This is a genomic window from Hyphomonas sp. (assembly GCF_036964145.1).
GTDB lineage: Bacteria > Pseudomonadota > Alphaproteobacteria > Caulobacterales > Hyphomonadaceae > Hyphomonas.
Genome location: NZ_JBALUC010000001.1, coordinates 590510 through 615126 on the forward strand (window position 1 = coordinate 590510; position 24617 = coordinate 615126).

Here is a 24617-nt window from a genome sequence, read left to right on the forward strand (position 1 = left end):
TTATGCCTCATCAACGGGCCTTGAGCGAACATTATTAGCGGCGCGCACGTTCCGGCTTTTGCCGGGCGTGCAGCGCAGATAGGATGCGGGCCGAATGACGGTAACATCTCACCTGCATATGCGAGTCGCCACGCTGGACGACATTCCGGCGATTGAGGCGCTGATGGCGGAGTCCATGGCGCGACTCTTGCCACACTTCCTTGATGCAAAACAGGTCGAGCGCTCCAGTGAGAGCATGGGCGTTGATACATTGCTGGTGTCCGACGGCACCTATTTCCTCGTCTTCGAGGGTGACGCGCTGGCCGGATGCGGGGGCTGGTCGCGGCGGCGCACGCTTTATGGCGGCAACACGACCGCCGGCCGGGACGATTCCCCGGCGGACCCCAAGACCGAGCCCGCCAAGATCCGCGCCATGTATACTCATCCGGATTTCGTCCGGCGCGGCATTGGCCGCATGTTGCTGGACGCCAGCGAAGCCGCCGCGCGGGCCGAAGGGTTCTCGGCCATGGAGATGGGCTCCACCGCGCCCGGCGTGCCGCTCTATGAGGCGTGCGGCTACCGGCTGGTCGAAGACCTCTCCAGGCCCAGCGAGGATGGCACCATCGTGCCGATCCTGCGCATGCGGAAAGAGCTGGCCTAGGTCTCGACCGCGAACAGGTCTTCCTGATCGCCGCCATCGACGTCGATAACGTGCCAGGGCAGGCCGCGCTTGGCGACGTCTTCGAGGAAGGGCTTGGCCGGGAATTGCTCGACATTGAATACGCCGTGGCCGGACCATTCCCCGCGGAAGAACATCGCCGCGCCTGAAACGGGCGGCACGCCGGTCGTATAGGACACGGCCTGCGCGGAGACCTCTTCATTGGTCTTGGCATGATCGGACACGTTGTAGATCATCTTCGCCTGCGGCTGGCCGTCCTTCGTGCCCCGCACGATCACGCCAATGCTGGTCTTGCCGGTATAGCCTTCAGCCAGGGATGACGGGACGGGCAGGAGGTCCTTCAGGAACTCCATCGGGATGATGTCCATGCCCTTGTGCTTGATCGGTTCGAGGCCGATCAGGCCAATCGATTTGAACACTTCGAGGTGCTTGATATAGGCCTCGCCAAAGGTCATCCAGAAACGGATCTGTTTCAGGCCCTTGATGTGCTTGACCAGGCTTTCCTCTTCCTCGTGATAGATCAGGTAGGAAGCTTTCGGGCCGACTTCCGGATAGTCGATCATCGTCTTGATCGACAGGGCAGGGATTTCCACCCACTCGCCGTCTTTCCAGTATTTGCCGTCCTGGGTCACTTCACGGAGATTGATCTCCGGGTTGAAGTTCGTGGCGAAGGTCTTGCCATGATCGCCGGCATTGCAGTCCACGATGTCGATATATTCGATCTCGTCGAACAGGAATTCCTGCGCATAGGCGCAATAGATGTTCGTCACGCCCGGATCGAAGCCGCAGCCGAGAATGGCCGTGATGCCCTTGTCCTTGAACTTGTCCTGATAGGCCCACTGCCAGGAATATTCGAACTTCGCGACATCGCGCGGCTCGTAGTTCGCCGTATCCATATAGTTGCAACCTGTTTCCAAGCAGGCATCCATGATCGGCAAATCCTGATAAGGCAGGGCCATGTTGATCAGCAGGTCCGGCTTCACCTTGTTGATGAGCGCGACAACCTCGGCGACATTGTCGGCATCGACCTGGCTGATCTCGATCGGCGTCTTGCAGAGCTTGGCGACCTTCTCGCAGCTTTCCAGCCGGCGCGAGGCGAGATGGATATGCTTGAACGTGTCGCGGTCCATGGCGCATTTCTGCGCGACGACGGATCCGGCGGCACCGGCACCGATGATGAGAACATTGTCCATGAGTGATGAAGCTCCCTGGCTGGATGGGCACTGATCTGCCCGTGACATAGGGCAATCAGCCAACCTTCGCCAGTCCGGATATGCGGGCGAACTTCAGGAGGGAATTGCCGCAACGCAGGTGAGCAAATGGGAGGAAACGAGGTGGGCAAGACCTCGCCCTGCGTTGCGGCAAACCTGTGTCATGCGGCGCGGCGGGGCGCATCAAGGCGGGAGATTTCCTCGCTCAGCCAGTTGTAGTGCTGTTCCACGCGGTTGATCATCGTGTCAGTCGTTTCCGGTCGGCAGGTCAGTTCATTCCGCCAGGCTTCCAGAACCGCTCTCTGGTTCTTGAGCCAGCACAGCATGGCGGTATCGTCGATCGGCAGGCACATGGGACGCTCCATCAATTTTGCGACTCGTTCTCAAAACTTGTATTTCACATCCAATATGCTCTTGCAAGTCATTCTCAATTATTATTTGTCCATGATTGCTCCCAGAGGGTGGAATCCCCTGTCCTCACTGGAATAATTGTCGAAAACAGGCTATCTGCCCCGCTTTCCCGCCCGCCAGGAGTATCTCCGGATGACAAGCTCAACCGCCCCGCGCCATTTCATCGACCTCTGGCATCTGGAATCCGCCGAACTGCGCGAGATTCTGGATATGGCCCATGCGATGAAGAAGGCCCGTGCCGGCTGGCCCAAGGGACGGGTGGATACCGGCGCGCCGCTGGAGGGTCACACGCTGGCAATGATCTTCGAGAAATCCTCGACCCGGACGCGGTTTTCCTTCGACATGGCGATGCGCCAGCTGGGTGGCTCGTCGATCACGGCGACATCGAATGACCTGCAACTGGGACGGGGTGAAACGGTGGAAGACACCGCGCGCGTCCTGTCGCGCTTTGTCGATGCGGTGATGATCCGCGCCAATGATCATTCCGATGTTGAGACCTTTGTCCAGCACGCCACCGTGCCGGTCATCAATGGCCTGACGGACCGGTCGCATCCCTGCCAGATCATGGCGGACCTCCAGACCCTGGAAGAGCATGGCCTGACCCTGGAAGGCGCGCGGCTCGCCTGGGTCGGCGATGGCAACAATGTCTGCGCCAGCCTGATCCATGCCGCGCCCAAATTCGGCTTCTCCCTGGCCGTCGGCACACCGCCCCGGTTTGCGCCCGATGATGAAGACATCGAGATTGCCCGCGACCTGCAGGGGCGGATTGATCTCTATGACACCGCCGAGGAAGCCGTGGCTGGCGCCGATGTCGTGATCGCGGACACGTTCGTCTCGATGGGCGATGCCGATGCCGAACGCCGCCTCGAAATCCTGGAGCCCTATGCCGTGACGCTGGACCTGATGGATATTGCCGGCCCCGGCGCGAAATTCCTCCATTGCCTGCCAGCCCACCGGGGCGAGGAGGTTGACGCCGAAGTCATCGACGGGCCGCAAAGCCTCGTCTTCGACGAAGCCGAAAACCGCCTGCACGCCCAGAAGGCCATCCTGCGCTGGTGCCTCGGCAAATAGGCTAGTCTGCCTGCACTTCCTCAAGTCCGAAGGCGACCGGGATGGCGAGCGCGCTCATCAGGGCGAGCAGGCCGATCACGGCCGCTTCGCCCGCCAGTTCGGCCACCACGCTGAACCCGCCGCCGAGGATGAGCAGTGTGCCGATGATCGTGTTGGAGAGGGCGGTATAGGCCGTGCGGTTTTCCTGGCTGGCCATATCGACGAGATGCGTGGAGCGGCCAAGCCGGACGCCCTGATAGGCAATCATCAGCACGAACAGAACCAGCGGCAGGGCCCAGACATCCTGCAACACGCCTGCCGCATTGAGGCCAAGCGTGGCGAGCAGGGCGAGGGTCGCAGCCGCCGCTGTCAGGATCAGCACTTTCCGGCTCGACCGGTCTGCGAGCCGGCCCCAGACATAGGAGCTGAGCAGGCCCGCGCCCGCAGATGCGATGACGAGCAGGCCCAGCCCGCCAAACATCTGGCCGGCCTCGTCGGTATTGGTGCCGAGCGCAACCATGAAGGGTGGGGCGAGGGCGGTCGAGATCAGCAGGCCGCGGGTCAGGATGAAACGGCGCAATTGCGTGTCGTCTGCCAGCAATGTGAAATTGTCTCGGAAAGACTGGATCGGATTGCCCCCGCCTTCGGTTGCGCCCGGTTCCTCTTGCAGCGTGGTGAACAGCGCTGCGCCGGTCATCCAGAGCCCGCCCGCCAGCAGCAGGCCGCCAATGACAAGGTTCATCCGGTCGATCCAGCCAATACTGAGCAGTGCGCCATAGATCAGGACGGCCGCCGCCCCGACCGTGCTGGCCGTGCCGGTCGCCGTGCCGCGCCGGGATTTGGACACCGTCTTGCCGAGCACGTCCTTGTAAGTCACCGAACAGACAGACCGGGCGAGCGCCAGCACCGCCAGTGCGGCAAGGATCGCATAGCCCGCCAGCTTCCCCTCAAGGAAAAAGGCCGCGAGCCCCATGCTGGCGGCCGAAAGGCCCTGAATGGCGGAGCCGACCGACCACGCCCATTTGCGCTGGGGCAGGCGGCGCAGTGCGGCGGCGGTGAAGAGTTGCGGCAACAGGGCGCCCGCTTCGCGCACCGGCACGAGCAGGCCGATCAGCCAGGTCGGCGCGCCGAGGGTCGTCAGCAGCCAGCTCAGCACGAGCTTGGGATCGATCAGGCCATCGGAAATCTTGCTGGTCGAGAGGCTGGCCACATGGGTAGAGAAATTTCCGGCTTCGTCCCGGCAGGCGCTGTCTGGAATGTCCTTGCACACCCGGCCCTCATCGCCGGAGGTGAGCATTTCGAACACTTTCTGCTGCGTGCTTTCAGACATGGCGGCCAAACTAGCGCTCATGGCGGGGACGGCAATCTTCACGTTCGGGTGTGCTGCTGCAAAAGCGCTGGAAGCGGCGTCCGAACGCGCTACACGTAGATGTATGGCCGATAGTGATTACGCCCCGACCAAATTCTCCGATCCCGACGTCACGGCAAAGGGCGAGACCCGCGCCAGCGTCGGCTGGACCGGGCTGAAGACGCTGTGGCTGAATACGGGAACGCTGTGCAACATCGAGTGCGCGAATTGCTACATCGAAAGCTCGCCGCGCAATGACCGGCTGGTCTATCTGACGCGCGCCGATGTCCGCCCGTTCCTTGAGGAGATCGACCAGCCTATTGAGATCGGCATCACGGGCGGCGAACCCTTCATGTGCCCGGAGATATTGGGCATCATGGAAGATGTGCTGTCCGCCGGGCACAGCCTGCTGCTGCTGACCAATGCGATGCGCCCGATGATGCGGCCCCGCCTCCAGCAGGGTCTGGAGCGGCTGGCCGCGCAGTATGGCGACCGGATGGTGCTGCGCGTCTCGCTGGATTCCCATGATCCGGCCATTCATGACGCCGAACGCGGAGAAGGCGCCTTTGAAGAGGCCTGCAAAGGCCTGAAATGGCTGGGTGAACGCAGCGTACGGGTGGCGCTTGCCGGGCGTCAGGCGCTCACCGAGGACGAGGCGGCGGCCCGCGCAGCCTATGGCGCACTCGCCAGCACGCTCGGCCTGTCGATCGATCCCGCCAATACGAAGCACCTCGTCCTGTTCCCGGAAATGATCGCCCGCGATGACCCGCCGGAGATCACCACCGCCTGCTGGGGCATCCTGAACAAATCACCTGACGATATCATGTGCGCCAACCAGCGCATGGTGATCCGCCGCAAGGGCGCGGGCAGGGCGACTGTGACGGCGTGCACATTGCTGGTGGATGATCCTGCGTTTGAACTGGGCACCACGCTCGCCGAAGCGACCGCCAAACCAGTCAAACTGAACCATCCCTGGTGCGCCAGCTTCTGCGTGCTCGGCGGCGGCAGCTGTTCGGCCTGATCCTTTCGACTGGCAGGCCGCCCTCTTGCGATAGGCCCGGGGCACTGCCACATGGGGCACCTAATTCGAGGTATCCTTCCATGACCGACGCCGCCTACGCCGTCACCGACTTTGTCACGAATTTCCAGATCGTGGATCGCCCCATTCGTGGGCGGGCTGTGCGTATGGGCGAGGGCAGCCTGTCGGGCATCCTGCAGCGGCATGATTACCCGACAAATCTGGCGCGCATTCTCGGCGAAGCCGTGACGCTGGCTGCTCTGGTCGGGGCGTCGCTGAAATTCGAAGGCCGCCTTCTGGTACAGGCCGAAGGCGATGGCCCTGTGTCCATGCTGGTCGGCGAGTACCGCTCCGATGGCGGTGTACGCGGCTATGCCAAATTCGACGCCGAAGCCTGGGCGCATCTCGACAAGGTGAACAAGGGCGCGGCCCCGCACATGCCGCAATTGTTCGGCCCGAGCGGGCGGCTGGCCCTGATCATCATTCAGGACAATCCGGCGATCCAGCCCTATCAGGGCATCGTGCCGCTTGCGAAAGGGTCTCTGAGCGAGTGCGCAGAGGATTATTTCGAAATGTCCGAACAGGTGCCGACGCGTCTCAAACTGTCGGTCGCCGAGCTGGACCGCAAGGACGGCCATCCCATCTGGGTGTCTGGCGGCATGATGGTGCAGCGGATTGCAGCCGATGAAGCGCGCGGCGAGACCGAGGAGCCCTGGCGCGAGGCCGAGGCCCTGTTTGCCACGCTGACCGATGGCGAGCTGGCCGATGCCGACCTGTCTATGGAGCAATTGCTGTATCGCCTGTTCCATGAGCAGGGCGTGACGATGGAAACGCCGCAGGCGCTGGATGATCGCTGTACCTGTAATCAGGACCGGCTGGTCGAGACGCTGAAACAGATGCCGGACGAATCCTTGCGGGACATGACCGAAGAGGATGGCACGCTCGGCATCGACTGCCAGTTCTGCAATCGTCATTACGATATTGCCATCGAGGATGTGACCGGCAACACAAACTAGGCGGCGTCAGGCCTCCACAGTTTCGTGATTGCCCCCACGGGCGGGCGCTGGCACAGGTGACAGCCATGACTTTCAAATGGCTCCCCAATGCATTGACCATCGCCCGCTGTGTCTTTGCCGGATTTGTGCTGGTCGGTTTCTGGCAGGCGATGAATCTGGATCTCACGCTCACAGGATTTGACGCTGAAGACATGTCGCGGCGGATCACGCTGCAACAGCTCTGGTTCCAGTTTGCCTTCCTTGCTTTCCTGGCCGGGGCGATCACGGATTTTCTGGATGGCTGGCTGGCCCGCAAGCTGGACGCGCACAGCCGGTTCGGGGTCTGGCTGGACCCGATTGCCGACAAGCTGCTGATCGCGGCGGCCCTGCTGGGTCTGGCGCTGAAATTCCAGACCTGGCTGATCTATGTGCCGGCAGCGATGATCATTGGACGCGACGTGTTCATGACCTGGTTCCGCGCGACGCCGCGGGGGCGCTCGGCGATTGTCCCGTCCAATCTGGCGAAATGGAAGACCGGTTTCGAGATGGCCGCGATTATCGGCCTGATGCTGCCGCTGGCCGTGCTGCGGCCGGATGCCGGGGGAGACGTCTCTGCCGGATCGTCGGTGATGGCGATTGTTGCGATTGTTGCCGTGGTGGGCCTGCTCTGGACGGCGGCGGCGCTGTCCTGGTGGACGGCGGGCCAGTACATGAGGGCGGCGGGCAAGACAACCGACTGAAAAAGAACGCTGGCCCCAAGGGGCAGAGCCAGCGTTCCGCATTTCAGTTTCCGCGCGCAGGATGAGGGGCAACCTGCGCCCGGAAGGGCTTTTGACGTGATGGGACCTGTCTGCTCTCATTCCCCACCACCCAGTCACAATCGCCCGGCATGACAAAGGTTCCGTTAAAACTTGCGGCATCAATGCGGCAGCAATTTCACGAACTCTCCGGCAAACGGCCTGCATTGGGACTCAATGTCTGGCGAGAAGGGGAGAATGAGATCGCGAACCTCCTCCTCGACCCGTCTGGTCATCGTTGCGCTGGCCGCGCTGCTGTTCCTCTGCCTGCCGGCTTTCCTGGCGATGGCAGGCGCTTGAGCCTAGCCTGTATTGCCTGACCAGTAGGGGGTAGGCGGCGCATTCCGATAGAATTCCTCCAGCCTCAGCCGGGTGCCTTGCGTGGTGCCTTCGGGCACATTGTGTGGTGCGCACCAGCGGGTTTCGGCAATCTCTGCCACCGCCGTCGCCTTGCCCTGCGTCCAGATCTGAGCAGGCACATGGTAAAGGAGGACATGGTCATTCGGAAATGAGGTGTGGTTTGAAAACATGCCGACCAGGCTCGGAGTCCCGTTCAGCAGGATCCCGCCTTCTTCCTCCACTTCCCGGCGGAGCGACTCGATGCAGGGCTCGCCCCGCTCCACACCGCCGCCGGGCATGTGCCAGCCGGAGATGTAGGTATGCCGGACCAGCAGGATCTGGCCGTCCGAATTCTCGACAAGGCCGCGCACGCCCAAAGTCATGGGTCGGCGCAGGCGGGCATAGGCGTGGAAAAGCCGGGTTCTGAGGGAAGGCATGCTGCCTCCTAACGTGGCGAGAGGTGGGCGTTCAATCTGAAAATTTCCGCAAATTGACGTCAAACTTCCTGTCGTTTGAGGCTCGCCAAGCCGTGCAACGCGCGCTATGAGCTGTGCAAAGCGTGGAAATGCTCAAGAAAACAACAGCGAGACGGCCTCATGATCCATCCTTCTCTGATTGCCATTGCCGCCATTGTGGTCGTGTTCGGCATCCTGAATTTCATTGAATACAAGCGACTCGACTAGAAGCGAGCCCGGCGAATGCCTGAACTAACCCTGATCGCCGCCCTGATCGGGGGGCTTGTCATTATGGCGTTTGCGGGGGACTTCCTTGTAAACGGCGCAGTCGCCGTGGCCCGGCGCCTTGGCGTCTCCCCTCTCATCGCCGGTATCTTCATTGTCGGGTTCGGCACGTCGGCGCCCGAAATGGTGGTGTCGCTGAATGCGGCGCTGGAAGACCGGGCCGGTCTCGCGCTCGGCAATATTGTCGGCTCCAACATTGCGAACATCTTCCTCGTGCTGGGCATCCCGGCGCTGATCATGCCCTTCGTGGCCGGGGGTCACGGACAGGGCCGCGCGCTGACGGCGATGCTGGTTGCCACGGCGGTGTGGATCGTGCTGACCGGGCTGGGACCGCTCAACACGCTGGGCGGCATTCTCTTCCTCGCCATCCTCGTCGCCTATTGCGTGATCACTTTCTACATGGCCCGCAAGGCGGTGGCGACGGGCGAAGATCCGGGCGTCGAGCTGGAAGAGGCGCCGAAGCTGAGCCTGCCGCGCTCGCTCGCCTATATCGTGCTCGGCATTGGCGGCCTGGTTCTGGGCGCGCATCTGATCATTGCCGGCGGTGTCGGCATCGCGGAATTCTATGGTGTGCCGCAGGAATGGATCGGCCTGACCCTGCTGGCGATCGGCACATCGCTGCCGGAGATCGGCGCGGCCGTGGCCGCGGCCCTGCGCCGGCATGGCGAAGTCGCCATCGGCAATGTCCTCGGCTCCAACGTGTTCAACATTCTCGGCGCGGGCGGCATCATCTCGCTCTTCGGGCCGATTGAGATTGCGCCGACTTTCACCCATTATGACCATTGGGTCATGGCCTTTGCCGCGCTGCTGATCGGCGGGTTCATTCTGACCCGCGCGCGGCTGGGCCGCATGATGGGGATACTGATGCTGCTAATCTATGCCGTCTACATCTACGGACTGGTGAACGGGTTCAATCTGCTCGGCCTGTTCCAGACCGCTCCGGCATGAGGCCGGGCGCGGCGCTCGTCACCGGCGCCGGTGCGCGGCTGGGCCGGGCCATGGCCGAAGCGCTGGGCGCAGATGGCTGGTTGGTCATCGTGCATTACAATTCCTCCGCAGACGGCGCTGAAGAGACCGCCGAAGCCATTCGCGCGGCAGGCGGCGAGGCGATCACGCTGCAGGCCGATCTGTCGGACGAGGCTGCGACGGGCGATCTGATCCTGCATGCCGCCGAGAAAATCGGCCAGCCGGTGACCTTGCTGGTCAATTCCGCCTCCGTCTTCGAAGAGGACAGCGTTACCAGCCATACCCGTGCGAGCTGGGACACGCACATGACTGCCAATCTCCGCGCGCCGGTGCATCTGGCCCAGGCATTCGCGGATGCTCTGCCGAAAGGGGAGAAGGGTCTGGTCGTGAACATGATCGACCAGCGCGTCTGGAAGCTGACGCCGAACTTCTTCACCTACACGCTGTCCAAGGCCGCGCTCTGGCAGGCAACGCAAACACTGGCCCAGGCATTGGCGCCGGACATTCGTGTCAATGGCATCGGGCCCGGTCCGACGCTGCGGTCGAAGCATCAGAGCGAAGACGAGTTTGCCGCCGAAAAGCGCGCAACGCTGACGCAGGAAGGCTCCAGCCCGGACGAGATCGTCAAGGCGCTGCGCTATCTCGTGTCCGCCAGCAGTGTGACCGGTCAGATGATCGCCAGCGATGGCGGCCAGCATCTGATGTGGCAGACCCCGGACACACAGACCTGATGAATTTCTCCTCTGACACATCCGCCCCGGCGCATCCGAAAGTGCTGGAAGCCGTGCTTGCCGCAAATACCGGGCTGGAGGCGAGCTATGGGAATGATGCGATTACACGCCGTCTGCGGACGCATCTGGCTGATGTGTTCGGGACGGAGGATTTCGATTATTGGCTGACTGCGTCCGGCACCGCATCGAATGCGCTGGCGCTGTCCTGCTTCTGCCCACCGACCGGCGCTGTGCTCTGCCATGCCGGAGCGCACATTGCCGTGGATGAGCGCGGCGCGCCGGAATTCTTCTCGGGGGGCGGCAAGCTACAGCTCTTGCGCGGCCCGGATGGCAAGATTGGCGCGGCGCAACTGGACGAGGCTTTGGCGCGCATCAATCATGATTTCGTGCACGAAACGCCGGCGCATGTCCTGTCGCTGACTAACCTCACAGAGAATGGCACGGCCTATAGCGTGGCTGAAGTTACAGATTACGCCGCGAAGGCGCATGCGGCGGGTCTGAGGGTTCATATGGATGGCGCGCGGCTGGGCAATGCGCTGGTTGCGACCGGCGCGAGCGCGGCCGAGATGAGCTGGCAGGCGGGCGTCGATGTGCTGACCTTCGGCCTGACCAAGACCGGCGCGATGGGCTGTGAGATCATCCTCCTGTTCGGCAAGGCCCGTGAAAAGAAGCGTGAGCTGGAAGCGCGGGCCAAGCGTTCCGGCCATATGCCGCCGAAGATGCGCTATCTGGCGGCGCAGGCCGAAGCGATGCTGGCAGGCGGGCTTTGGCTGGAGCTGGCCGCGCACGCAAATGCGATGGCCCGGCGCATGGCCGATGGCCTGCAGGGGCAAGGCGTCGAGCTGGCATTCGAGCCGCAGGGCAATGAAGTCTTTGCGATGCTGAGCGATGCCCAGGCCAAAGCCCTGCGTGCGGCTGGCGCGGTCTTCTATCCCTGGATGGGCGGCAGCCAGCGGCTGGTCTGTTCCTGGGCGACGACGACCGATGAGGTCGATGCCTTTCTGGACGCACTGAAGAGCTAGTTTCAAACCTTTTTGCCCCGGTAACTGGACGCGCCGTGCGACGCACGGCAAAGAAGGGGCGATTGAATTCACGGGGAAGGGGTTTCGTGTCCATCATGTCCAGTCGCATCCGCGCTGCAATGCTTGCAGCAGCTCTCGCCACCTCCACATTGTCAGCCTGCTCGACGGCCTATTATGGCGCGATGGAGCAGTTCGGCTACCAGAAGCGCGACCTGCTGGTGTCCCGCGTCAATGATGCGGCTGAGGCGCAGGACGATGCAAAGGTGCAGTTCACCAGCGCGCTGGAGGCCTTCAGGTCCGTGGTGGCGGTCGATGGCGGGGAACTGGAAGCATCTTACGATTCCCTGTCGCGCGCTTATGAACGCTCCGAGGAAAAAGCCCATCATGTGCGCGAGCGCATCAAGGACATGAAGACTGTTTCCCGCGACCTGTTCGTGGAGTGGCGCAAGGAACTGGAAGAATATTCCGACCCAGGCCTGCGCCGGGCCTCGGCCGAGCAGCTGGAAGCGACGCGCGACCGCTATGCCGTTCTGGTCGAAAAGATGGACCGGGCCGCCGCATCGATGGATCCGGTTCTGGCCGTGTTCAAGGATCGTGTCCTGTTCCTGAAGCACAATCTGAATGCCCGCGCGATTGCGGCGCTGGGCGACGAGACGCGCAATATCGAAACGGATGTGGCCGCGCTGATCGAGGAGATGGAGCGTTCCATCGCCGAAGCCGATGCCTTTATCCAGGAGATGCAGGCCGGCGCGGTCTAGGCGGTTTCGCTTCACATTTCCTGACCGGATGGGCCGGAAAGGCCCCCTGGGTGCATCCTGCAACGAAAGCTGCACGTGCGACGCCGGAAAAGGCGCTTTTTTTGGGAACCGAATTGTGGGGCGCGAGTTCTATTCACGTCTCTGGCAGGGGCAAGCTCACCGAAGTCTGCTCATTCCGGCCTCGGCCGGAATCTGGAATTGAGGGGACAACAAGTTCAATTCCAGGCCTCGGGTGCATCCGGGGCGAGCGGATGCCGGCCGCTGCCGGAGCGATTCCCGACATGGCCATCTGAAATGCGCGCGACGGCGTGAAGGCGAGCGGGTCATGGCCCGCTGCGCCCGGCACATCGCCAATCGCGGCAAGATGGACCTCGCCGGTTGGCGTGATGCGGACCAGCATCTGCCGCGCATCCCGCCGGACATGGCGGACATAGAAGGTCAGCATGACGATCTGCAGCCAGATCCAGACCCGGTAGGGTTGGAGATGCGGCGGCAGGTTTCGCAAGGTGGCGAAGGCGTCATTCATGCCCTCATTATACGCGCCCCTTTGGGGGTGTCGGATAAGTTTTCTCCCGCATCTGTCGTGGCCGCAGGATGCGCCGGGTTTCTTGTGGGATACGCCGCTTGAGATTGTGACCGGCCAGCGCCGCGGCTATACCGGGCGGGCAGCAGGGCATCCGTCCCTGCACTTCGGGAGGCGCATCAGGCATGACCATGAAGCAAACCGTATTGGGCGTGCTCGCACTGGCCCTGACCGGCTGTGCGACGCAGGCGCTCCCAGAGGCGGCTGAGCCCAGCTTCCATACGCTGGAAGCCAGGGGCGTCGCCGCCACCATCACCTCCTCATTCGGTGGACGGGTCGCTGGGTTCGGCCTGGTCGGCAAGGATGATCTCATCAAGTTCGACGCGGCGCTGGCGGCCAGCCAGCCCGCACCCGCACTCGACACCGATCTATCGGCGGCGGCCTATTACGGTCATTCCTTCTGGGCCGGGCCGCAAAGCGAGTGGTGGGTGCATCAGGATCTCTTGCCCGAGATGCGAGGCGAGATGTGGCCGCCGGACCCCTACCTCACCCTGCAGGCCATGAAGGCAGATTCAGGGGCAGGCAGCCTGACCCTGTCGGGCGCAGCGAGCCCGTATACCGGGCTGGCCATGACCCAGCGCTACGACATACTGCCGTCCGGCTGCCTGCGCGTCAGCGCCGAGGCGGTAAATACGCGGGACGAGGCGGTGGCGTGGGACATCTGGTTCAATACGCGCGTCGAGTCGGATTCCTGGGTTGCCGTGCCGGTGGCAGGCGAAGACTCGATCCGGCTGGGCATGGTGGACCTGACCGTGCTTGAGGCGCCGGATATCCGGGTGACGGACGGGATAGCGCTGGCCGATCCGTCCCTCGAAAAAGGGGTTGCAGGGCGCCAGGGCAAAGCCTTCATGGATCCGTCCGAAGGCTGGCTGGCCGCGATCCGGGATGGCCAGGTGTTTGTCATCATGTTCGATCTGTTGCCAGCAGATGCCATCCATCCGGAGCAGGGACAGGTGGAACTCTATTTCACTCAGAAGGCAGAGGATCCCGCCACCAGCATGATCGAGATGGAAACGCATGCGGCCTACAAGACGCTCGCGCCGGGCGAGGCGATGCAGGCCGAGCAATACTGGGCGGCGCTGCCTTATGAGGGCGCGATGGAGGCCGGGGCGGTGTCGGACTTTGTCCGGGACCGGATGCAGGGCGGGAATTTCTGTCTGACGGGGGACTGAGCGGGTCTCTGCTCTAGGGGGGCGAAGCCCTTGCTTGCGCTGCGGGCCTTTTCTTCCTTCATTCGATCCTCGATCGAATGATGACGCGCAGCGTCACCGGAAGAAAAGACCAGACGGCCTGTAAGCCGGGTTCTGTTCGCCGTGTTGCCACGGTCTGGCAGCCATTCCTCTGGGATGCCTGTTGCCAGGCACCTCACGCGACACACCCGGGGCACGGGCGTGAAACAGCCCATATGTGCCCCCTATTCGGTCTTGCTCCGGGCGGGGTTTACCGTGCCAGTCCTGTCGCCAGGCCTGCGGTGGGCTCTTACCCCACCCTTTCACCCTTACCTCTCCCGAAGGGGAGGCGGTTTGCTTTCTGTGGCACTTTCCCTCGGCTCACGCCGGGCGGCCGTTAGCCGTCGCCCTGTTTCCCTGGAGCCCGGACTTTCCTCCAGTACGCAGTTACCCGCGTACCAGCGGCTGCCCGGCCGTCTGGTCTAGGGAGGATATAAGCGTGGAATCCGGAAATAGCCAGTGGGGCGTGGGAGTAGCTGCCGGCTAGCGCCGCACCGAGCGGGCGAGCAGGTCTGTCAGGATCTGGTCGATCTCGGCTTGCGGCATTTCGCTGAAATTCAGAGGGCGGTCGGCCCGGCCTGACACCATGAGGTCAGCCAGCCCGTGGGCCATCGCCCAGGACGCCATGACGTCTTTCATCGCCTCCCGGTCGGCATGGGGGTCGGCGCCGACGAGGCCCTGAACGCCGGTCACCAGCTTGTTGAAGGCCGCAAAGGATGCCCTGGCGAGGTGTTCCGCCGTCCGGTCGGGTTTCTCGGAGGTAAACATCAGGCGGAACAGGGCCGGGTTAGCCAAAGCGAAATCGATATAGCCAAGACCGGCCGCGACCTGGCGGGACAAGGCATCCTCGGCCGCCATCTGCTGGCGTGCCTCCTGCGCCGCAACCAGCCGGTCGAAGCCGGTTGTTGCGAGCGCCGTGAGCAGGCCGCGGGCATCGGTGAAATGATGTGCCGGGGCGCCATGACTGACGCCCGCCCGTTTGGCGACGGCGCGCAAGGAGAAGGCTTCAATGCCGTTTTCCGACAGTTCCAGTTCGGCCGCCCGCAGCAATTCCGAGGCGAGATCGCCATGATGATAGGGTTTGCGGGGAGCTTTTTCGGAAGAGGCCATGCGTCTTGATAGCATAAAACTTGACACCGTCTAGATGTGAGGGCAAAGAGCATGTAGACAGTGACTAGATGGGGCTGGCGAAATGAGAAAATGGATTGTCCGGATTGGATTGGGCGTCGTGGCCGTCATGATGATCGGCGCGGTCTCCTCCTACCTGTTCATCGACCGCGAACTGACGCGGATGTATGGCGGGCTGACCGAACCGGCCAATCCTGTGGTGGCCGATGCTGGCACGCGGGACTATGCGCTGGTCAATGTGAGCGTGCTTGCGCCGGAAGGGGATCGCTTTCTCCCGGACCGGATCGTGGTGATCAGGGACGGACAGATACGCGCGATTGGCAATACGACTACAAGTCCTGGAGAGATTCCAACACTTGATGGGCGCGGCATGTATCTCGTGCCGGGGTTTACGGACTCGCATGTCCATCTCTGGGAAAGCGAGAACGACCTTCTGCTCTATGTCGCCAATGGCGTGACGCAGGTGCGGGACATGAACAGCCTGCCGGTCAATCTGCGCTGGAGGGACGAGATCGAGGAGGGCCGGATCGGGCCGGACATTTTTGCGGTCGCGCCGCAATTTGCGACCTTCGGTCCGATGGAGGGCGCGTTTGTCGGCTGGGTGCAACACAAGACCATTGTGCGGACGGCGGATCAGGTTGATGCTGCGGTAAAGGATTATGTGGCGGAAGGGTATGACGCTCTGAAGGCGAGCAGTTATCTGGACCGCGATGGCTATATCGCGCTCAGCGCCGCCGCAGCGGAGCACAATATCCCGCTGGTCGGGCATTTGCCGATGGCCATCGGTCTGGAGGATCTGTGGGCGTCGAACCAGAGCGAGGTCGCGCATGTCGAGGAATTCGTCAAAGCGCTCGACCGGGAGTTTGGCGGCTACAGCGCTGATACGGCGGAAGACTTCCTGGCCTTTGTCCGGGAACGGAGCGACGGCGTTGCGGATCGCATGATCGCGCACGACATCTCGGTGACGTCCACGCTGGAACTGGTCGACAGTTTCCATCGGCAGAAATTTGACCTGAACACGGAATTGACCGCGGCGAAACTGACCTACGAGAATCCCGGCATTTCCGAAGGCACCATCATCACGTCGCGCGGCATGGGCTGGCTGCCACAGGTCAACATCTATCGCTGGCCGGAGGGGCTGGATGCCGAGCGGCAGGCGCGGAGCCGCCTCTATTGGCAAGCCTATGCCGAGGCGCAGCATATCCTGTTCGAGGCATTCCTTGCGCGCGGAGTGCCGATCCTGGCCGGGACGGATGCCAATGTGCCCGTCCGGGTGCCGGGCTTCTCCCTGCATGAAGAAATGGAGGCCCTGCAGGCGGCTGGCATGAGCCCTGCGGAAATCCTCGCTTCCGCCACAACACTTCCCGCCAAATTCATGGCGTCCGGCACGGGAGAGATTGCCGAGGGCCGCAAGGCCAACCTTGTCCTGCTGCGAGACAATCCGCTGAAAGATATTGGCGCGACGGAGTCCATCGAAATGGTGATTGTCGGGGGCCGCGCTCTGGACCGGCAAGACCTCGATGCGCTGCTGGACTCGGTTAGGACGGCGAACGACAATAGCCGAACCGTGCCGATCCCGGTCGCTGAATGAGGCCATCGCGCCACGTCAGGACTGGGCAAGCGAAGGCGGGCTGGGGTAGCGTGAGCCATGACTGAGATCACGACGTACGAGACCTTGCAGGCGGCGCTGGACGCGCTGGCACCGGAACTGGCCGACCGGGCGGCAGAGATGGAAGACGCGCGGCGGCTGCCGGCGGACCTTGCCGGGAAGATGGCAGCGGCGGGCGCGTTCCGCATGATGACGCCCAAGGCCTATGGCGGGCTGGAACTCACGGCACGGGAATTCGTCGAGGGCGTCGCGCAGGTGGCGGAAGCCAATGCCAGCGCAGGCTGGTGTTCGATGATTGCCTGCACCACGTCGATGAATGCGGCCTATATGGCGCCGGAGGTGGCGGCGGAGATATACAGCGCGCCCCTGACGATCACGGGCGGCGTGTTCGCACCGATGGGCCGGGCTGAGGTGGAGGGCGATGGCTATCGCGTCACCGGGCGCTGGCAATGGGGCTCAGGCTCAGCTAATTGCAGCTGGCTGGCGGGCGGCTGCATGGTGTTCGAGAATGGCGAGCTGAAGCGCCTGCCCTCCGGCGCGCCAGACCAGCGCATGATGGTCTTCCCGGCCAGCGAGGCGACCCTTCACGACACATGGCACGTCATGGGCCTGAAGGGCACGGGCAGCGGCGACATTTCGGTCGAGAACATTCTTGTGCCGCGCGCGCGCTCGGTTTCTCTTATCACGGATGTTCCCCGCGAGGCCGGGCCGCTCTACACCTTCCCGGCCTTTGGCCTGTTGTCGCTTGGCGTCTCGGCCGTGGCGATGGGCAATGCGCGGGCAAGCCTTGACGCGTTCAAGGAACTGGCCTCGGCCAAGAGAAGCCAGGGCAGCAAGAAGACGCTCGCGGAACGTCAGACCATTCAGGCGAATTTTGCCGAAGCCGAAGCGAGCTGGCGCGCGGCGGGGGCCTATCTCCTGGCCGAACTGGACGAGACCTGGGCCATTGCGAACCGCGTGAAGCCGGGCGAGGGCATCCCGGTGGAGCGGCGCGCGGCGCTGCGCATGGCCTGTACGCACATGACGCGGACCGGGGCGGATATCTGCCGTACCCTGTATGATCTTGGCGGCGGGGCGGCCCTGTTTGAGTCCTCTGACCTGCAGCGTCGCTTTCGCGATGCGCATGCGATGACGCAGCATATCGTGACGGCGCCGGCGACATGGGAGTTGACCGGACGGCTCCTGCTCGACCTGCCGACGGATGCGGGCATGGTCTGAGCCGATCAGGCAATCGGGCCGGGGAACCGGGTCGGACGCGGGGCGTTTCGTCGGGATGATGAAACCTGCTGCCGCCTTCGCCCTGTCGCTCGCCCTCGCCACCGCCTGTTCGCCCGCGGACCCGCCGCAAGCAGCGCCGGACCCTGCCGCCGATGAACCGGATATCCGGTTGGAGGCGGTGACGGCGGACAGTGTGAACCAGCTGGAGGGGGAATTGCGCTGCAGTTTCAAATGGGACCATGACAACACGGTATTGTTGATGGCGGCCGCAAATGTTGGCGACATGGCCCAGGCCAGCGCTGCCATTACGCTGGATGGCATGGGACGCAAACTGGCCGGTCGGGGAGAGGGGGGCTTCGGCGCCCTTGAGAAGACCGGCGGCGTGTTTTCCGGCGAGAACGTCACCGTTACGATCACGCCCGGCGAGGAGGTCGCGGGAGAGATGAGCGAGAGCGTTGTTCAGGCCGCCACACTGAACGTGCAGCGGCCCGAAGGCGGCCCACAGACCTATGACGGCGTCTGGACCTGCGGTCCGTAATACTCGGGTGACCTTACGCCCCGAAGATCAGGGGCTCTGCCGCCGTGCGGAGCCGGGTGACCAGATCGTCTGCCATGAATTGGTAGTCGTCCGGGATGCCCAGCACGTGCAGGCGCTTGAAGCGGAGGTCCTGACGGAAATCGGCTTTCAGGCGCGCGGCATGCTTGTCCTCCATGACGAGGATCAGGTCGGCCCAGCGAATGTCTTCCAGCGAGACCTGCCGCCGTGCGCTGCGGGCGGTGCCGGCAGAGCGCGTGGCGACGCCGTCGATTTCAGCAAAGATCGCCTCGCCGGTGGGGCTGCGCCACTGGTTCTTCGAGCAGACGAACAGCACCTTTACCGGGTCGGCCTCGGCCATCAGCTTCTCCCATTCGCGGCGGGGCCACAGCTTGCCGAGCTGTTGTGCGCGGCGAAGTTTCACGCTCCGCCCATAAAGGTGTTTCCATTGCTTCTCAACGCCATAGCGGTCGATCCGCTGGCTGCGGGAAAGGTGGGAGTCCGGGCGCAGGCGATCGATACGCCGACGCGCCCCACGATCCTGTGGGTGTGTCATGATGCTTGGTCCTCATATTCTGCGGGTCAGCAGCCGCGGCAATACGAGGAGTGAGGCGCATATACCCCGGATTGGGGGGTGGCGGCAAGTATTCCGGGCGAATGCCAAAAGGAAATATTGGGTTGGGCGCGCGAATTGCCCCATATAGATAAGGTGCAATGGAGACCGCATGCTGAGTTGGATCAAGAAGCTGCCCGTCCCCCAGCCGGTGCGCCATTGGGTGATCTCGCCGCTCTGGTGCGCCATCGTGCGCCTGTCCAAGCCGGAAGTGAGGATCGTGACCGGGGGCATCAGTTTCTATGCGCTGTTTTCGATCTTCCCGATCATCTATCTGACGCTGACCCTGTTGTTCGCGCTGCTGCCGGCTGATCTCAGCCGCCAGTTGGGTGATACAGTGGACCAGGTTCTGGTCTCGGCTGTGGCGCCGCTCAGCAAGGCGGATCTGGATGTGATCCATGAATCGACGCCGCAGGGCGTGACCTTCCGGGCATTGCTGGCGGTGCTGGTGGTCTTCTACACGGCGAGTTCCGGTGCCAAGGCCGCGATCACCGGCATCCGCATGGTGGCCGGCAGCGAGCGGCGCACGCGGATCATCCGCTTCCAGGGCGTCTCGATCCTGATGACGGCGCTGCTGATCCTGTCAGTCTGGATTCTCGGCGCGTTGCAGATGATCTTGTCGCTGATTACCGAGCGCGAAGGCTATGTTGCCTATGATGTAGCGCAGACGATTTCCGACATTGCCTCGACCCTCTGGCTCGGGAAAGGGATTGCGTGTTTCGCGGTGTTCTACCTGATCATCGCGCTTTCCCTGCATGGCCGCGTCAAGGGGCACCGGGCGAAAGCGATGGGCGCGGCGGCCGGGGCGCTGGCCTGGCTGGTCGCGACCTGGGGCTATCACCTCTACCTGAAATTCAGCGCGCTCGACACATTCTACGGCGCGCTGGCTTCGGTCATCCTCGGTTTCATCTGGTTGTCAGTCTCGGTCTCGGCGCTTCTCTTCGGCGCGGCGCTGGCGGTCGAATGGGCCGCGCGGATGCAGCGCGAGGAAGTGATTGAAGAAGCTGACGAAGAAGAACTGGACGCCGAAGTCACTCAGGCCGTGTAGAGCGCGTGAATGACGCCGATGCGGCGCAGCGTGTCGAGGCCCGCCTGTCCGGTGACGAGGTCCGTCAGCCAGCGGCGCTGGAACGCGGTGACCACTTTCTCGCAGGTCTCGCCATAGATGTCGGTGACGTCAAAACCGTAGCCGATCTCTGACAGCATGGTCTGCATCCGCCAGACGCTGGAGCCGGAGGCACCGCGTTCCAGCCCCTTGCCGATGATCTCCTGTGTCGTACCCTCGATCTGCGGCCAGTGGCCGATGCCGGCGCGGGCGAGCCGTTCCCACGGGAAATGCTCTCCGGGGTCCTGCTTGCGCAGGGGCGCGATGTCGGAATGGCCGAGAATACGTGTGGCCGGAATCTCATGGCGGGAGAGAATGTCGTGGATCAGGTCCAGCAGGGCATGGATCTGAGGGCGCGGATAGGGCGGCAGGCTGCCATCAGGCAGGGGGTAGTCATGCCCGCCATTGACGATCTCGATGCCGATGGAGCGGGAGTTGAGGTCCTGCTGGCTCTGCCAGCTGGAGACGCCCGCATGCCAGGCGCGTTTGTCCTCATCGACCAGCTGCGTGATGCGGCCATCTTCCCAGACCATGTAATGGGCGGAGACTTCGGCGACGGGATCGCACATGCGCTCCAATGCCTCTTCGCCGGTTGCCATGCCGGTATAGTGCAGCACCAGCATGTCGAGCGTGTGCTTGCGCTCATTGAAGTTCGGGCTTTCGGCGCGGGTGATGTCCATCAGCTGCCTCCTGACCCGATCTTCTTGACGATGGCCGCGTCCGGCAGCGTCCGGTTCTGACGCACGGCGATGACGAAAACGCCGGACAGGGAGATCACCGAGCCGAGTATCAGGCGTGCGGTGATGGGTTCATTCAGCAGGGCGATGCCGAAGACCACGCCCCAGACCGGGGTCATCAAGGTGAGCGGCGAAAGTAGGGAAATGTCGTATTTCTTGATCAGCGTATAGAAGCCGCCATGACCGAAGATCGACACGCCGACCACGGCAAACAACCAGGCCACACCCAGCTTCCATCCGCCGTTTGCCAGCGCCTCCAGCTGACCCGTCTCGACCAGGCTGGACGTGATCAGGAGGGGCGCGAAGCTGAACAGGCCAACCCAGGCCTGCAGGCGCAGCGCCTTGATCGGCGCCATACGCTTCATCAGGATGCCGCCCACCGAGCCGACAAAGGCGGCGATCGTGATGTAGATGAGGCCGATGGAGATGGTGAAGCTCGCCGGGTCGAATGCGATCAGCACGACGCCGGCAAAGGACAGCATGATGCCGAGACCGCGCCGCCAGCCAATGGTTTCGCCAAGGAACGCCATGCTCATCAGCGTCGAGAAGGGCGCGCCGAGCTGGCCTGTGATGGAGGCTGCGGACGCTTCTGCGTTCTGCAAGCCCATGAAGAGGAGAGAAAAGTGCACCGCGCCAATGAACATGGCGATCAGGAACAGCATTTTCAGGTCTTCGGGCTTCGGCCTCAGGAATGCGAGCAGCAGCAAGGCGACCCCGGCAAAGCGGATGCCGGCGAAGAAGATCGGCGGCACGCCCAAATCCGCAACCACCCAGCGGGTGATGACAATATTGAGGCCCCAGACAAGGCACACGGCGAACAGAAGGACGAAATCGCGAAAGGACATATCTTCGCCGTTAGCAGGATTTATCCGGGCTGGGCAGGGGCTTTGAACTTTCTCTTGCCACGCAGCCAATCGCAGGGGAAATCGCCTTATTCAGCTTGGGGTCAGATGCGGCCTGCGAGGGAACCGAGTGCTGCGGGATGCGCTAAACAATCGTTAAGAAGCTGTTATAGTCATTAGCAGGTGGAAGGCGGGGCCGATCCGGACCTGTTATCAGGAGGTGTGGTTGTATGGGACTGATCTGGTGGATTTTGCCAGCAATTGCGGCTGTGATCGGCCTGATGCTGCTGTTTGCAGGCTTCGGGAAACTTGCGCGACTGAAAGCCGGTTCCGGCGCGGTGCGGCTAACCTTTGGCGCCGGGTTCCTCGCCCTCGCAGGCGTCGTGGCCTTTGCCGGTCTCAATTTGCAGACCTACAAGCGCCTGACCAAGGAACGCTACGCCGCGAATGTAAAATTCGAAGCGGTTGAGGGCGAAGAGAACGCCTACACGCTGGATCTGACCTTTTCCGATGGTCGCAAGCTGGTCGAAGCCAATGGCGCCCAGCCCGTGTTGCGCGGCAATGAATTCGAGATCGGCGCCCAGGTCATCAAGTTCAAACCTGTGGCCAACATGCTGGGCTATGACTCGATCTACCGGCTCGATTTCATCGAAGGCCGTCTGTCCCGCCGGTTCACGCCGGATGCGGTGACCGAGGCGACGACGAATGGCATCGCGCTGGCGACCAATCCGGGCCTCGACGTGCACCGGCTGGCCCAGGAGCAGGGGGGCCGGTTCGGGATTGATGCGCAATATGGGTCGGCTTCCTACCAGCCCATGGGTGACCGGTTCGAATATGTCGTGAACATCACGCAGGATGCGCTGATCGCCCGGCCAACCGAGGCGACCAAGACTCTGATCCAGAAACAGCGCTATCCGGGATACAGCATGACCGAGGAGCCGGGACAGTGAATCCGTGGGACCGCTACGTCGTACCGCATCTGGTGTCGTGCGCCTGCAGCACCAAGCCGATCATGAAACAGCGCGAGAAAGTCGTTCCGCAAGCGGAAGGGCAGGTGCTGGAGATTGGCGCCGGCTCGGGCACGAATTTCGCCATCTATGATGGCAACAAGGTGGACCATCTCTATGCGCTGGAGCCCTCAGAGGTGATGGTGGGCAAGGCCCGCCGCGAGGCAGGGCGCCTTGGTATCGGCCATCATATCGATTTCCTGCAGACCGGTGCGGAATCCATTCCGCTGGAAGATGATTCCATCGACACCGCCGTGATTACTTTCGTGCTCTGCACCATTCCCGATTGGGAATCCTCGCTGAAGGAAGTGCGCCGTGTGCTGAAGCCCGGCGGAAAGATCCTGTTCTCCGAGCATGGGCTGGCGCCGGATGAAGGTGTCGCCCAATGGCAGCGCCGGATCGAACCGATCTGGAAACCCCTGGCGGGTGGCTGCCATTTGACGCGCGATACCGAAGCGATGTTTGCCTCGGCCGGCTTCCGGCTGGATGAGGCAGAGACGATGTATTTGCCGTCAACGCCCAAAGTGGCTGGCTTTGTCAGCTGGGGTAGCGCGGTTCCGGTCTGACACGCGGCGATGCGGACGCCGCCCTACCTGCCATTCCTTGACGGTCCGCCCGGCATCGCGCCAGGGCTGAAGCCGATTGCGCCGGAGGCGTGGTTGCTGCCGGACACAGAGGCCGCGGCATGGCTGGCCCCCAAGCGCGAGCTGATGCGATCGCGTCGCTCAGACGTCTTTGCAGCCCACGAAGCAGACGCCGAAATGACCGAGGCGGCGACGATTGTATTGGCAGCAACTGGTCCGGCAGTTGGCGAATGGTCCACCCCGCTGGAAGCGGCTTCCGCGATGGTTTCGGATGATCTCTGCATCATGGTGCGCGACGCTGAGGGGCTGTGGAGACTGAAGGCTGCAAGCCTCTGCACGCCAACCTATTGGAGCCTCGCCGAGAAGTTTGGCAAGCCGCTTGGCGGACTTCACGCGCCTGTACCGGGTGGGGACCCTGGCCTTGCGGCGCGTATCTCCCGCATCTTTGATGGGCTTAGGCCCGGGCTCGTGCTGGAACGCTGCAATTGGTCGGTCCAGCCAGGGGATGAGCGGTTCACGCCCAGCTCTGCACCCCTGAAAGCACGCGCGCATGCGATGCAAGAGGCGGACGCGCTGGACCAGCTGCACCTGCGTGTCGAGCGCCAGACGATCCGGAAATTGCCGCAGACTGGCGCGCTGCTCTTTACCATCCGTATCGTGATTGATCCCTTGTCCGCGGGGCTCTCCACGCCGCGTCATGTGGAGGCCTTTGCGGCCGCGTGGCAGGGCGTTGATCCGGCGATGCACCGCTACAAGGGCTGGGCCGCTTATGACCGGCTGGTGGGCGCTGCACTGGACGCGCGCCGGAATCCCGTTACTTCCGAAGGCAGCACAAATACGAGGCAGGATAAATGAAATACTGGCTGTTCAAATCCGAACCCGACGCCTGGAGCTGGGACGAGCAGAAGGCCAAGGGCGATGAAGGCGAGGAATGGTCCGGCATCCGCAACTACCAGGCCCGCAATTTCATGCGCGACATGAAGATCGGTGACCGCGCCTTCTTTTATCACTCCAACAAGGGGCTGGAGGTCGTTGGTGTTGTGGAGGTCTCTGCCGAGAGCGCGCCGGATTCCACGACCGATGATGAACGCTGGGATTGCGTCTACCTGCGCGCGCTGGCGGACATGCCCAAGCCGGTGAAGCTGAAGGATGTGAAGGCCAATCCGAAACTGGAAGAGATGAGCCTTGTCACCTCGTTCCGCCTGTCCGTCCAGCCGGTCAAGCCAAATGAATGGAAGGAAGTCTGCCGCATGGGCGGGCTCGATCCGAAGACGCTGAAGCCGGTCTGATTCCGGGTCAGATTGCCGGGCTCAAAAAAGCCTAAAAAGCGTCTGGCGCAAAAAATGTTAGCGTGCAACAATGCGCCTCAATAGGGGGCGACTG

Annotated in this window: 27 protein-coding genes and 1 other RNA gene; 18 read left to right on the forward strand and 10 right to left on the reverse strand. The window is 62.8% G+C overall.

Annotated features, from left to right (window positions below):
* The first annotated feature begins 94 nt into the window (after nt 1-94).
* Nucleotides 95-640, forward strand: coding sequence for a GNAT family N-acetyltransferase (locus V7660_RS02900; RefSeq protein ID WP_335601624.1), 546 nt, complete (start codon nt 95-97; stop codon nt 638-640).
* Here V7660_RS02900 and V7660_RS02905 read toward each other — a convergent pair.
* Both V7660_RS02905 and V7660_RS02910 read right to left on the reverse strand, forming a co-directional pair.
* Complete coding sequence (locus V7660_RS02905; RefSeq protein WP_034810572.1) at nt 637-1851, reverse strand: saccharopine dehydrogenase family protein; 1215 nt, start codon at nt 1849-1851, stop codon at nt 637-639. The genes V7660_RS02900 and V7660_RS02905 overlap by 4 nt on opposite strands.
* 179 nt (nt 1852-2030) lie before the next feature.
* Entirely contained in the window at nt 2031-2222 is a 192-nt protein-coding gene (locus tag V7660_RS02910) for a hypothetical protein (RefSeq protein ID WP_335601625.1), read from the reverse strand.
* 190 nt (nt 2223-2412) lie between these two features.
* On the opposite strand from V7660_RS02910, the gene argF reads away from it, so the two are divergent.
* Nucleotides 2413-3351, forward strand: coding sequence for an ornithine carbamoyltransferase (gene argF, locus V7660_RS02915; protein WP_335601626.1), 939 nt, complete (start codon nt 2413-2415; stop codon nt 3349-3351).
* A 1-nt stretch (nt 3352) separates the two neighbouring features.
* On the opposite strand, the gene V7660_RS02920 is transcribed toward argF, so the two are convergent.
* Nucleotides 3353-4681 carry an MFS transporter gene (locus tag V7660_RS02920; protein ID WP_335601627.1) on the reverse strand — a complete coding sequence of 443 codons (1329 nt, stop codon included), beginning with the start codon at nt 4679-4681 and terminating at the stop codon, nt 3353-3355.
* Between the two features lie 82 nt (nt 4682-4763).
* Between V7660_RS02920 and V7660_RS02925 the strand changes: the two genes are divergently transcribed.
* From V7660_RS02925 to V7660_RS02935, 3 genes are all read left to right on the forward strand, one after another.
* Nucleotides 4764-5699: a radical SAM protein gene (locus V7660_RS02925; protein ID WP_442910019.1), complete on the forward strand. Its 936-nt coding sequence runs from the start codon at nt 4764-4766 to the stop codon at nt 5697-5699.
* Nucleotides 5700-5779: 80 nt separating this feature from the next.
* Entirely contained in the window at nt 5780-6712 is a 933-nt protein-coding gene (locus V7660_RS02930; protein WP_335601629.1) for an Hsp33 family molecular chaperone HslO, read from the forward strand.
* A 65-nt stretch (nt 6713-6777) separates the two neighbouring features.
* A complete protein-coding gene (locus V7660_RS02935; protein ID WP_335601630.1) occupies nt 6778-7431 on the forward strand; it encodes a CDP-alcohol phosphatidyltransferase family protein in 654 nt (217 codons plus the stop codon).
* Between the two features lie 359 nt (nt 7432-7790).
* Here the strand turns inward: V7660_RS02935 and V7660_RS02940 are convergent, their stop codons facing one another.
* Nucleotides 7791-8264, reverse strand: a complete 474-nt coding sequence (locus V7660_RS02940) for an NUDIX domain-containing protein (RefSeq protein WP_335601631.1) — start codon at nt 8262-8264, stop codon at nt 7791-7793.
* 261 nt (nt 8265-8525) lie between these two features.
* Between V7660_RS02940 and V7660_RS02945 the strand changes: the two genes are divergently transcribed.
* The 4 genes from V7660_RS02945 to V7660_RS02960 all read left to right on the forward strand — a co-directional run bounded on the left by V7660_RS02945 (nt 8526) and on the right by V7660_RS02960 (nt 12044).
* Complete coding sequence (locus V7660_RS02945; protein ID WP_335601632.1) at nt 8526-9515, forward strand: calcium/sodium antiporter; 990 nt, start codon at nt 8526-8528, stop codon at nt 9513-9515.
* On the forward strand, nt 9512-10264 hold the full coding sequence (locus tag V7660_RS02950; RefSeq protein ID WP_335601633.1) for an SDR family oxidoreductase: 753 nt from the start codon (nt 9512-9514) through the stop codon (nt 10262-10264). The genes V7660_RS02945 and V7660_RS02950 overlap by 4 nt, the downstream gene beginning before the upstream one ends.
* Nucleotides 10264-11286: a threonine aldolase family protein gene (locus V7660_RS02955; RefSeq protein WP_335601634.1), complete on the forward strand. Its 1023-nt coding sequence runs from the start codon at nt 10264-10266 to the stop codon at nt 11284-11286. The genes V7660_RS02950 and V7660_RS02955 overlap by 1 nt, the downstream gene beginning before the upstream one ends.
* Nucleotides 11287-11381: 95 nt before the next feature.
* Nucleotides 11382-12044, forward strand: coding sequence for a DUF2959 domain-containing protein (locus tag V7660_RS02960; RefSeq protein WP_335601635.1), 663 nt, complete (start codon nt 11382-11384; stop codon nt 12042-12044).
* A 133-nt stretch (nt 12045-12177) separates the two neighbouring features.
* Here the strand turns inward: V7660_RS02960 and V7660_RS02965 are convergent, their stop codons facing one another.
* Entirely contained in the window at nt 12178-12570 is a 393-nt protein-coding gene (locus tag V7660_RS02965; protein ID WP_335601636.1) for a hypothetical protein, read from the reverse strand.
* Nucleotides 12571-12752: 182 nt separating this feature from the next.
* Here V7660_RS02965 and V7660_RS02970 point away from each other — a divergent pair, with 182 nt between their 5' ends.
* The gene (locus V7660_RS02970; protein ID WP_335601637.1) at nt 12753-13799 is read left to right on the forward strand and encodes a DUF4380 domain-containing protein; all 1047 of its coding nucleotides are present in this window, start codon (nt 12753-12755) and stop codon (nt 13797-13799) included.
* A 105-nt stretch (nt 13800-13904) separates the two neighbouring features.
* On the opposite strand, the gene rnpB is transcribed toward V7660_RS02970, so the two are convergent.
* Both rnpB and V7660_RS02980 read right to left on the reverse strand, forming a co-directional pair.
* Nucleotides 13905-14277, reverse strand: an RNA gene (gene rnpB / locus V7660_RS02975) — RNase P RNA component class A.
* 62 nt (nt 14278-14339) lie between these two features.
* Nucleotides 14340-14966 (reverse strand): TetR/AcrR family transcriptional regulator, encoded by a 627-nt coding sequence (locus V7660_RS02980; protein WP_335601638.1) that lies wholly within the window; start codon nt 14964-14966, stop codon nt 14340-14342.
* Between the two features lie 82 nt (nt 14967-15048).
* Between V7660_RS02980 and V7660_RS02985 the strand changes: the two genes are divergently transcribed.
* From V7660_RS02985 to V7660_RS02995, 3 genes are read left to right on the forward strand one after another with little or no spacing between them, the layout of a single operon-like run.
* A complete protein-coding gene (locus V7660_RS02985) occupies nt 15049-16575 on the forward strand; it encodes an amidohydrolase family protein (RefSeq protein ID WP_335601639.1) in 1527 nt (508 codons plus the stop codon).
* A 57-nt stretch (nt 16576-16632) separates the two neighbouring features.
* A complete protein-coding gene (locus V7660_RS02990; RefSeq protein WP_335601640.1) occupies nt 16633-17811 on the forward strand; it encodes an acyl-CoA dehydrogenase family protein in 1179 nt (392 codons plus the stop codon).
* Nucleotides 17812-17866: 55 nt separating this feature from the next.
* The gene (locus tag V7660_RS02995) at nt 17867-18349 is read left to right on the forward strand and encodes a hypothetical protein (protein WP_335601641.1); all 483 of its coding nucleotides are present in this window, start codon (nt 17867-17869) and stop codon (nt 18347-18349) included.
* Nucleotides 18350-18362: 13 nt separating this feature from the next.
* Here V7660_RS02995 and V7660_RS03000 read toward each other — a convergent pair whose 3' ends face one another.
* The gene (locus V7660_RS03000) at nt 18363-18902 is read right to left on the reverse strand and encodes a low molecular weight protein tyrosine phosphatase family protein (protein ID WP_335601642.1); all 540 of its coding nucleotides are present in this window, start codon (nt 18900-18902) and stop codon (nt 18363-18365) included.
* Between the two features lie 169 nt (nt 18903-19071).
* Between V7660_RS03000 and V7660_RS03005 the strand changes: the two genes are divergently transcribed.
* Nucleotides 19072-20007 carry a YhjD/YihY/BrkB family envelope integrity protein gene (locus tag V7660_RS03005; RefSeq protein ID WP_335601643.1) on the forward strand — a complete coding sequence of 312 codons (936 nt, stop codon included), beginning with the start codon at nt 19072-19074 and terminating at the stop codon, nt 20005-20007.
* On the opposite strand, the gene V7660_RS03010 is transcribed toward V7660_RS03005, so the two are convergent.
* The gene (locus V7660_RS03010; RefSeq protein WP_335601644.1) at nt 19995-20744 is read right to left on the reverse strand and encodes a peptidoglycan recognition protein family protein; all 750 of its coding nucleotides are present in this window, start codon (nt 20742-20744) and stop codon (nt 19995-19997) included. The two genes, V7660_RS03005 and V7660_RS03010, sit on opposite strands and share 13 nt — an antisense overlap.
* Entirely contained in the window at nt 20744-21646 is a 903-nt protein-coding gene (locus tag V7660_RS03015; RefSeq protein WP_335601645.1) for a DMT family transporter, read from the reverse strand. Before V7660_RS03015 ends, V7660_RS03010 begins: the two co-directional genes overlap by 1 nt.
* 227 nt (nt 21647-21873) lie before the next feature.
* On the opposite strand from V7660_RS03015, the gene V7660_RS03020 reads away from it, so the two are divergent.
* From V7660_RS03020 to V7660_RS03035, 4 genes are read left to right on the forward strand one after another with little or no spacing between them, the layout of a single operon-like run.
* Nucleotides 21874-22593, forward strand: coding sequence for a hypothetical protein (locus V7660_RS03020; RefSeq protein WP_335601646.1), 720 nt, complete (start codon nt 21874-21876; stop codon nt 22591-22593).
* Nucleotides 22590-23216: a class I SAM-dependent methyltransferase gene (locus tag V7660_RS03025; RefSeq protein WP_335601647.1), complete on the forward strand. Its 627-nt coding sequence runs from the start codon at nt 22590-22592 to the stop codon at nt 23214-23216. Before V7660_RS03020 ends, V7660_RS03025 begins: the two co-directional genes overlap by 4 nt.
* Before the next feature lie 9 nt (nt 23217-23225).
* A complete protein-coding gene (locus V7660_RS03030; RefSeq protein WP_335601648.1) occupies nt 23226-24089 on the forward strand; it encodes a heme-dependent oxidative N-demethylase family protein in 864 nt (287 codons plus the stop codon).
* Nucleotides 24086-24523: an EVE domain-containing protein gene (locus V7660_RS03035; RefSeq protein WP_335601649.1), complete on the forward strand. Its 438-nt coding sequence runs from the start codon at nt 24086-24088 to the stop codon at nt 24521-24523. The genes V7660_RS03030 and V7660_RS03035 overlap by 4 nt, the downstream gene beginning before the upstream one ends.
* Nucleotides 24524-24617 lie beyond the last annotated feature (94 nt).

Bases quoted from the DNA above. Each gene is read 5' to 3' on its own strand.
- V7660_RS02960 (WP_335601635.1), top strand. From the start codon at position 11,382: ATGTCCAGTCGCATCCGCGCTGCAATGCTTGCAGCAGCTCTCGCCACC.
- V7660_RS02970 (WP_335601637.1), top strand. From the start codon at position 12,753: ATGACCATGAAGCAAACCGTATTGGGCGTGCTCGCACTGGCCCTGACC.
- V7660_RS03000 (WP_335601642.1), bottom strand. From the start codon at position 18,902: ATGACACACCCACAGGATCGTGGGGCGCGTCGGCGTATCGATCGCCTG.
- argF (WP_335601626.1), top strand. From the start codon at position 2,413: ATGACAAGCTCAACCGCCCCGCGCCATTTCATCGACCTCTGGCATCTG.
- V7660_RS02955 (WP_335601634.1), top strand. From the start codon at position 10,264: ATGAATTTCTCCTCTGACACATCCGCCCCGGCGCATCCGAAAGTGCTG.
- V7660_RS03035 (WP_335601649.1), top strand. From the start codon at position 24,086: ATGAAATACTGGCTGTTCAAATCCGAACCCGACGCCTGGAGCTGGGAC.
- V7660_RS02985 (WP_335601639.1), top strand. From the start codon at position 15,049: ATGAGAAAATGGATTGTCCGGATTGGATTGGGCGTCGTGGCCGTCATG.
- V7660_RS02995 (WP_335601641.1), top strand. From the start codon at position 17,867: ATGATGAAACCTGCTGCCGCCTTCGCCCTGTCGCTCGCCCTCGCCACC.
- V7660_RS02925 (WP_442910019.1), top strand. From the start codon at position 4,764: ATGGCCGATAGTGATTACGCCCCGACCAAATTCTCCGATCCCGACGTC.
- V7660_RS02920 (WP_335601627.1), bottom strand. From the start codon at position 4,681: ATGAGCGCTAGTTTGGCCGCCATGTCTGAAAGCACGCAGCAGAAAGTG.
- V7660_RS02935 (WP_335601630.1), top strand. From the start codon at position 6,778: ATGACTTTCAAATGGCTCCCCAATGCATTGACCATCGCCCGCTGTGTC.
- V7660_RS03015 (WP_335601645.1), bottom strand. From the start codon at position 21,646: ATGTCCTTTCGCGATTTCGTCCTTCTGTTCGCCGTGTGCCTTGTCTGG.
- V7660_RS02905 (WP_034810572.1), bottom strand. From the start codon at position 1,851: ATGGACAATGTTCTCATCATCGGTGCCGGTGCCGCCGGATCCGTCGTC.
- V7660_RS03020 (WP_335601646.1), top strand. From the start codon at position 21,874: ATGGGACTGATCTGGTGGATTTTGCCAGCAATTGCGGCTGTGATCGGC.
- V7660_RS02910 (WP_335601625.1), bottom strand. From the start codon at position 2,222: ATGTGCCTGCCGATCGACGATACCGCCATGCTGTGCTGGCTCAAGAAC.
- V7660_RS02945 (WP_335601632.1), top strand. From the start codon at position 8,526: ATGCCTGAACTAACCCTGATCGCCGCCCTGATCGGGGGGCTTGTCATT.
- V7660_RS02940 (WP_335601631.1), bottom strand. From the start codon at position 8,264: ATGCCTTCCCTCAGAACCCGGCTTTTCCACGCCTATGCCCGCCTGCGC.
- V7660_RS02965 (WP_335601636.1), bottom strand. From the start codon at position 12,570: ATGAATGACGCCTTCGCCACCTTGCGAAACCTGCCGCCGCATCTCCAA.
- V7660_RS02980 (WP_335601638.1), bottom strand. From the start codon at position 14,966: ATGGCCTCTTCCGAAAAAGCTCCCCGCAAACCCTATCATCATGGCGAT.
- V7660_RS02950 (WP_335601633.1), top strand. From the start codon at position 9,512: ATGAGGCCGGGCGCGGCGCTCGTCACCGGCGCCGGTGCGCGGCTGGGC.
- V7660_RS02990 (WP_335601640.1), top strand. From the start codon at position 16,633: ATGACTGAGATCACGACGTACGAGACCTTGCAGGCGGCGCTGGACGCG.
- V7660_RS02930 (WP_335601629.1), top strand. From the start codon at position 5,780: ATGACCGACGCCGCCTACGCCGTCACCGACTTTGTCACGAATTTCCAG.
- V7660_RS03010 (WP_335601644.1), bottom strand. From the start codon at position 20,744: ATGGACATCACCCGCGCCGAAAGCCCGAACTTCAATGAGCGCAAGCAC.
- V7660_RS03030 (WP_335601648.1), top strand. From the start codon at position 23,226: ATGCGGACGCCGCCCTACCTGCCATTCCTTGACGGTCCGCCCGGCATC.
- V7660_RS03005 (WP_335601643.1), top strand. From the start codon at position 19,072: ATGCTGAGTTGGATCAAGAAGCTGCCCGTCCCCCAGCCGGTGCGCCAT.
- V7660_RS02900 (WP_335601624.1), top strand. From the start codon at position 95: ATGACGGTAACATCTCACCTGCATATGCGAGTCGCCACGCTGGACGAC.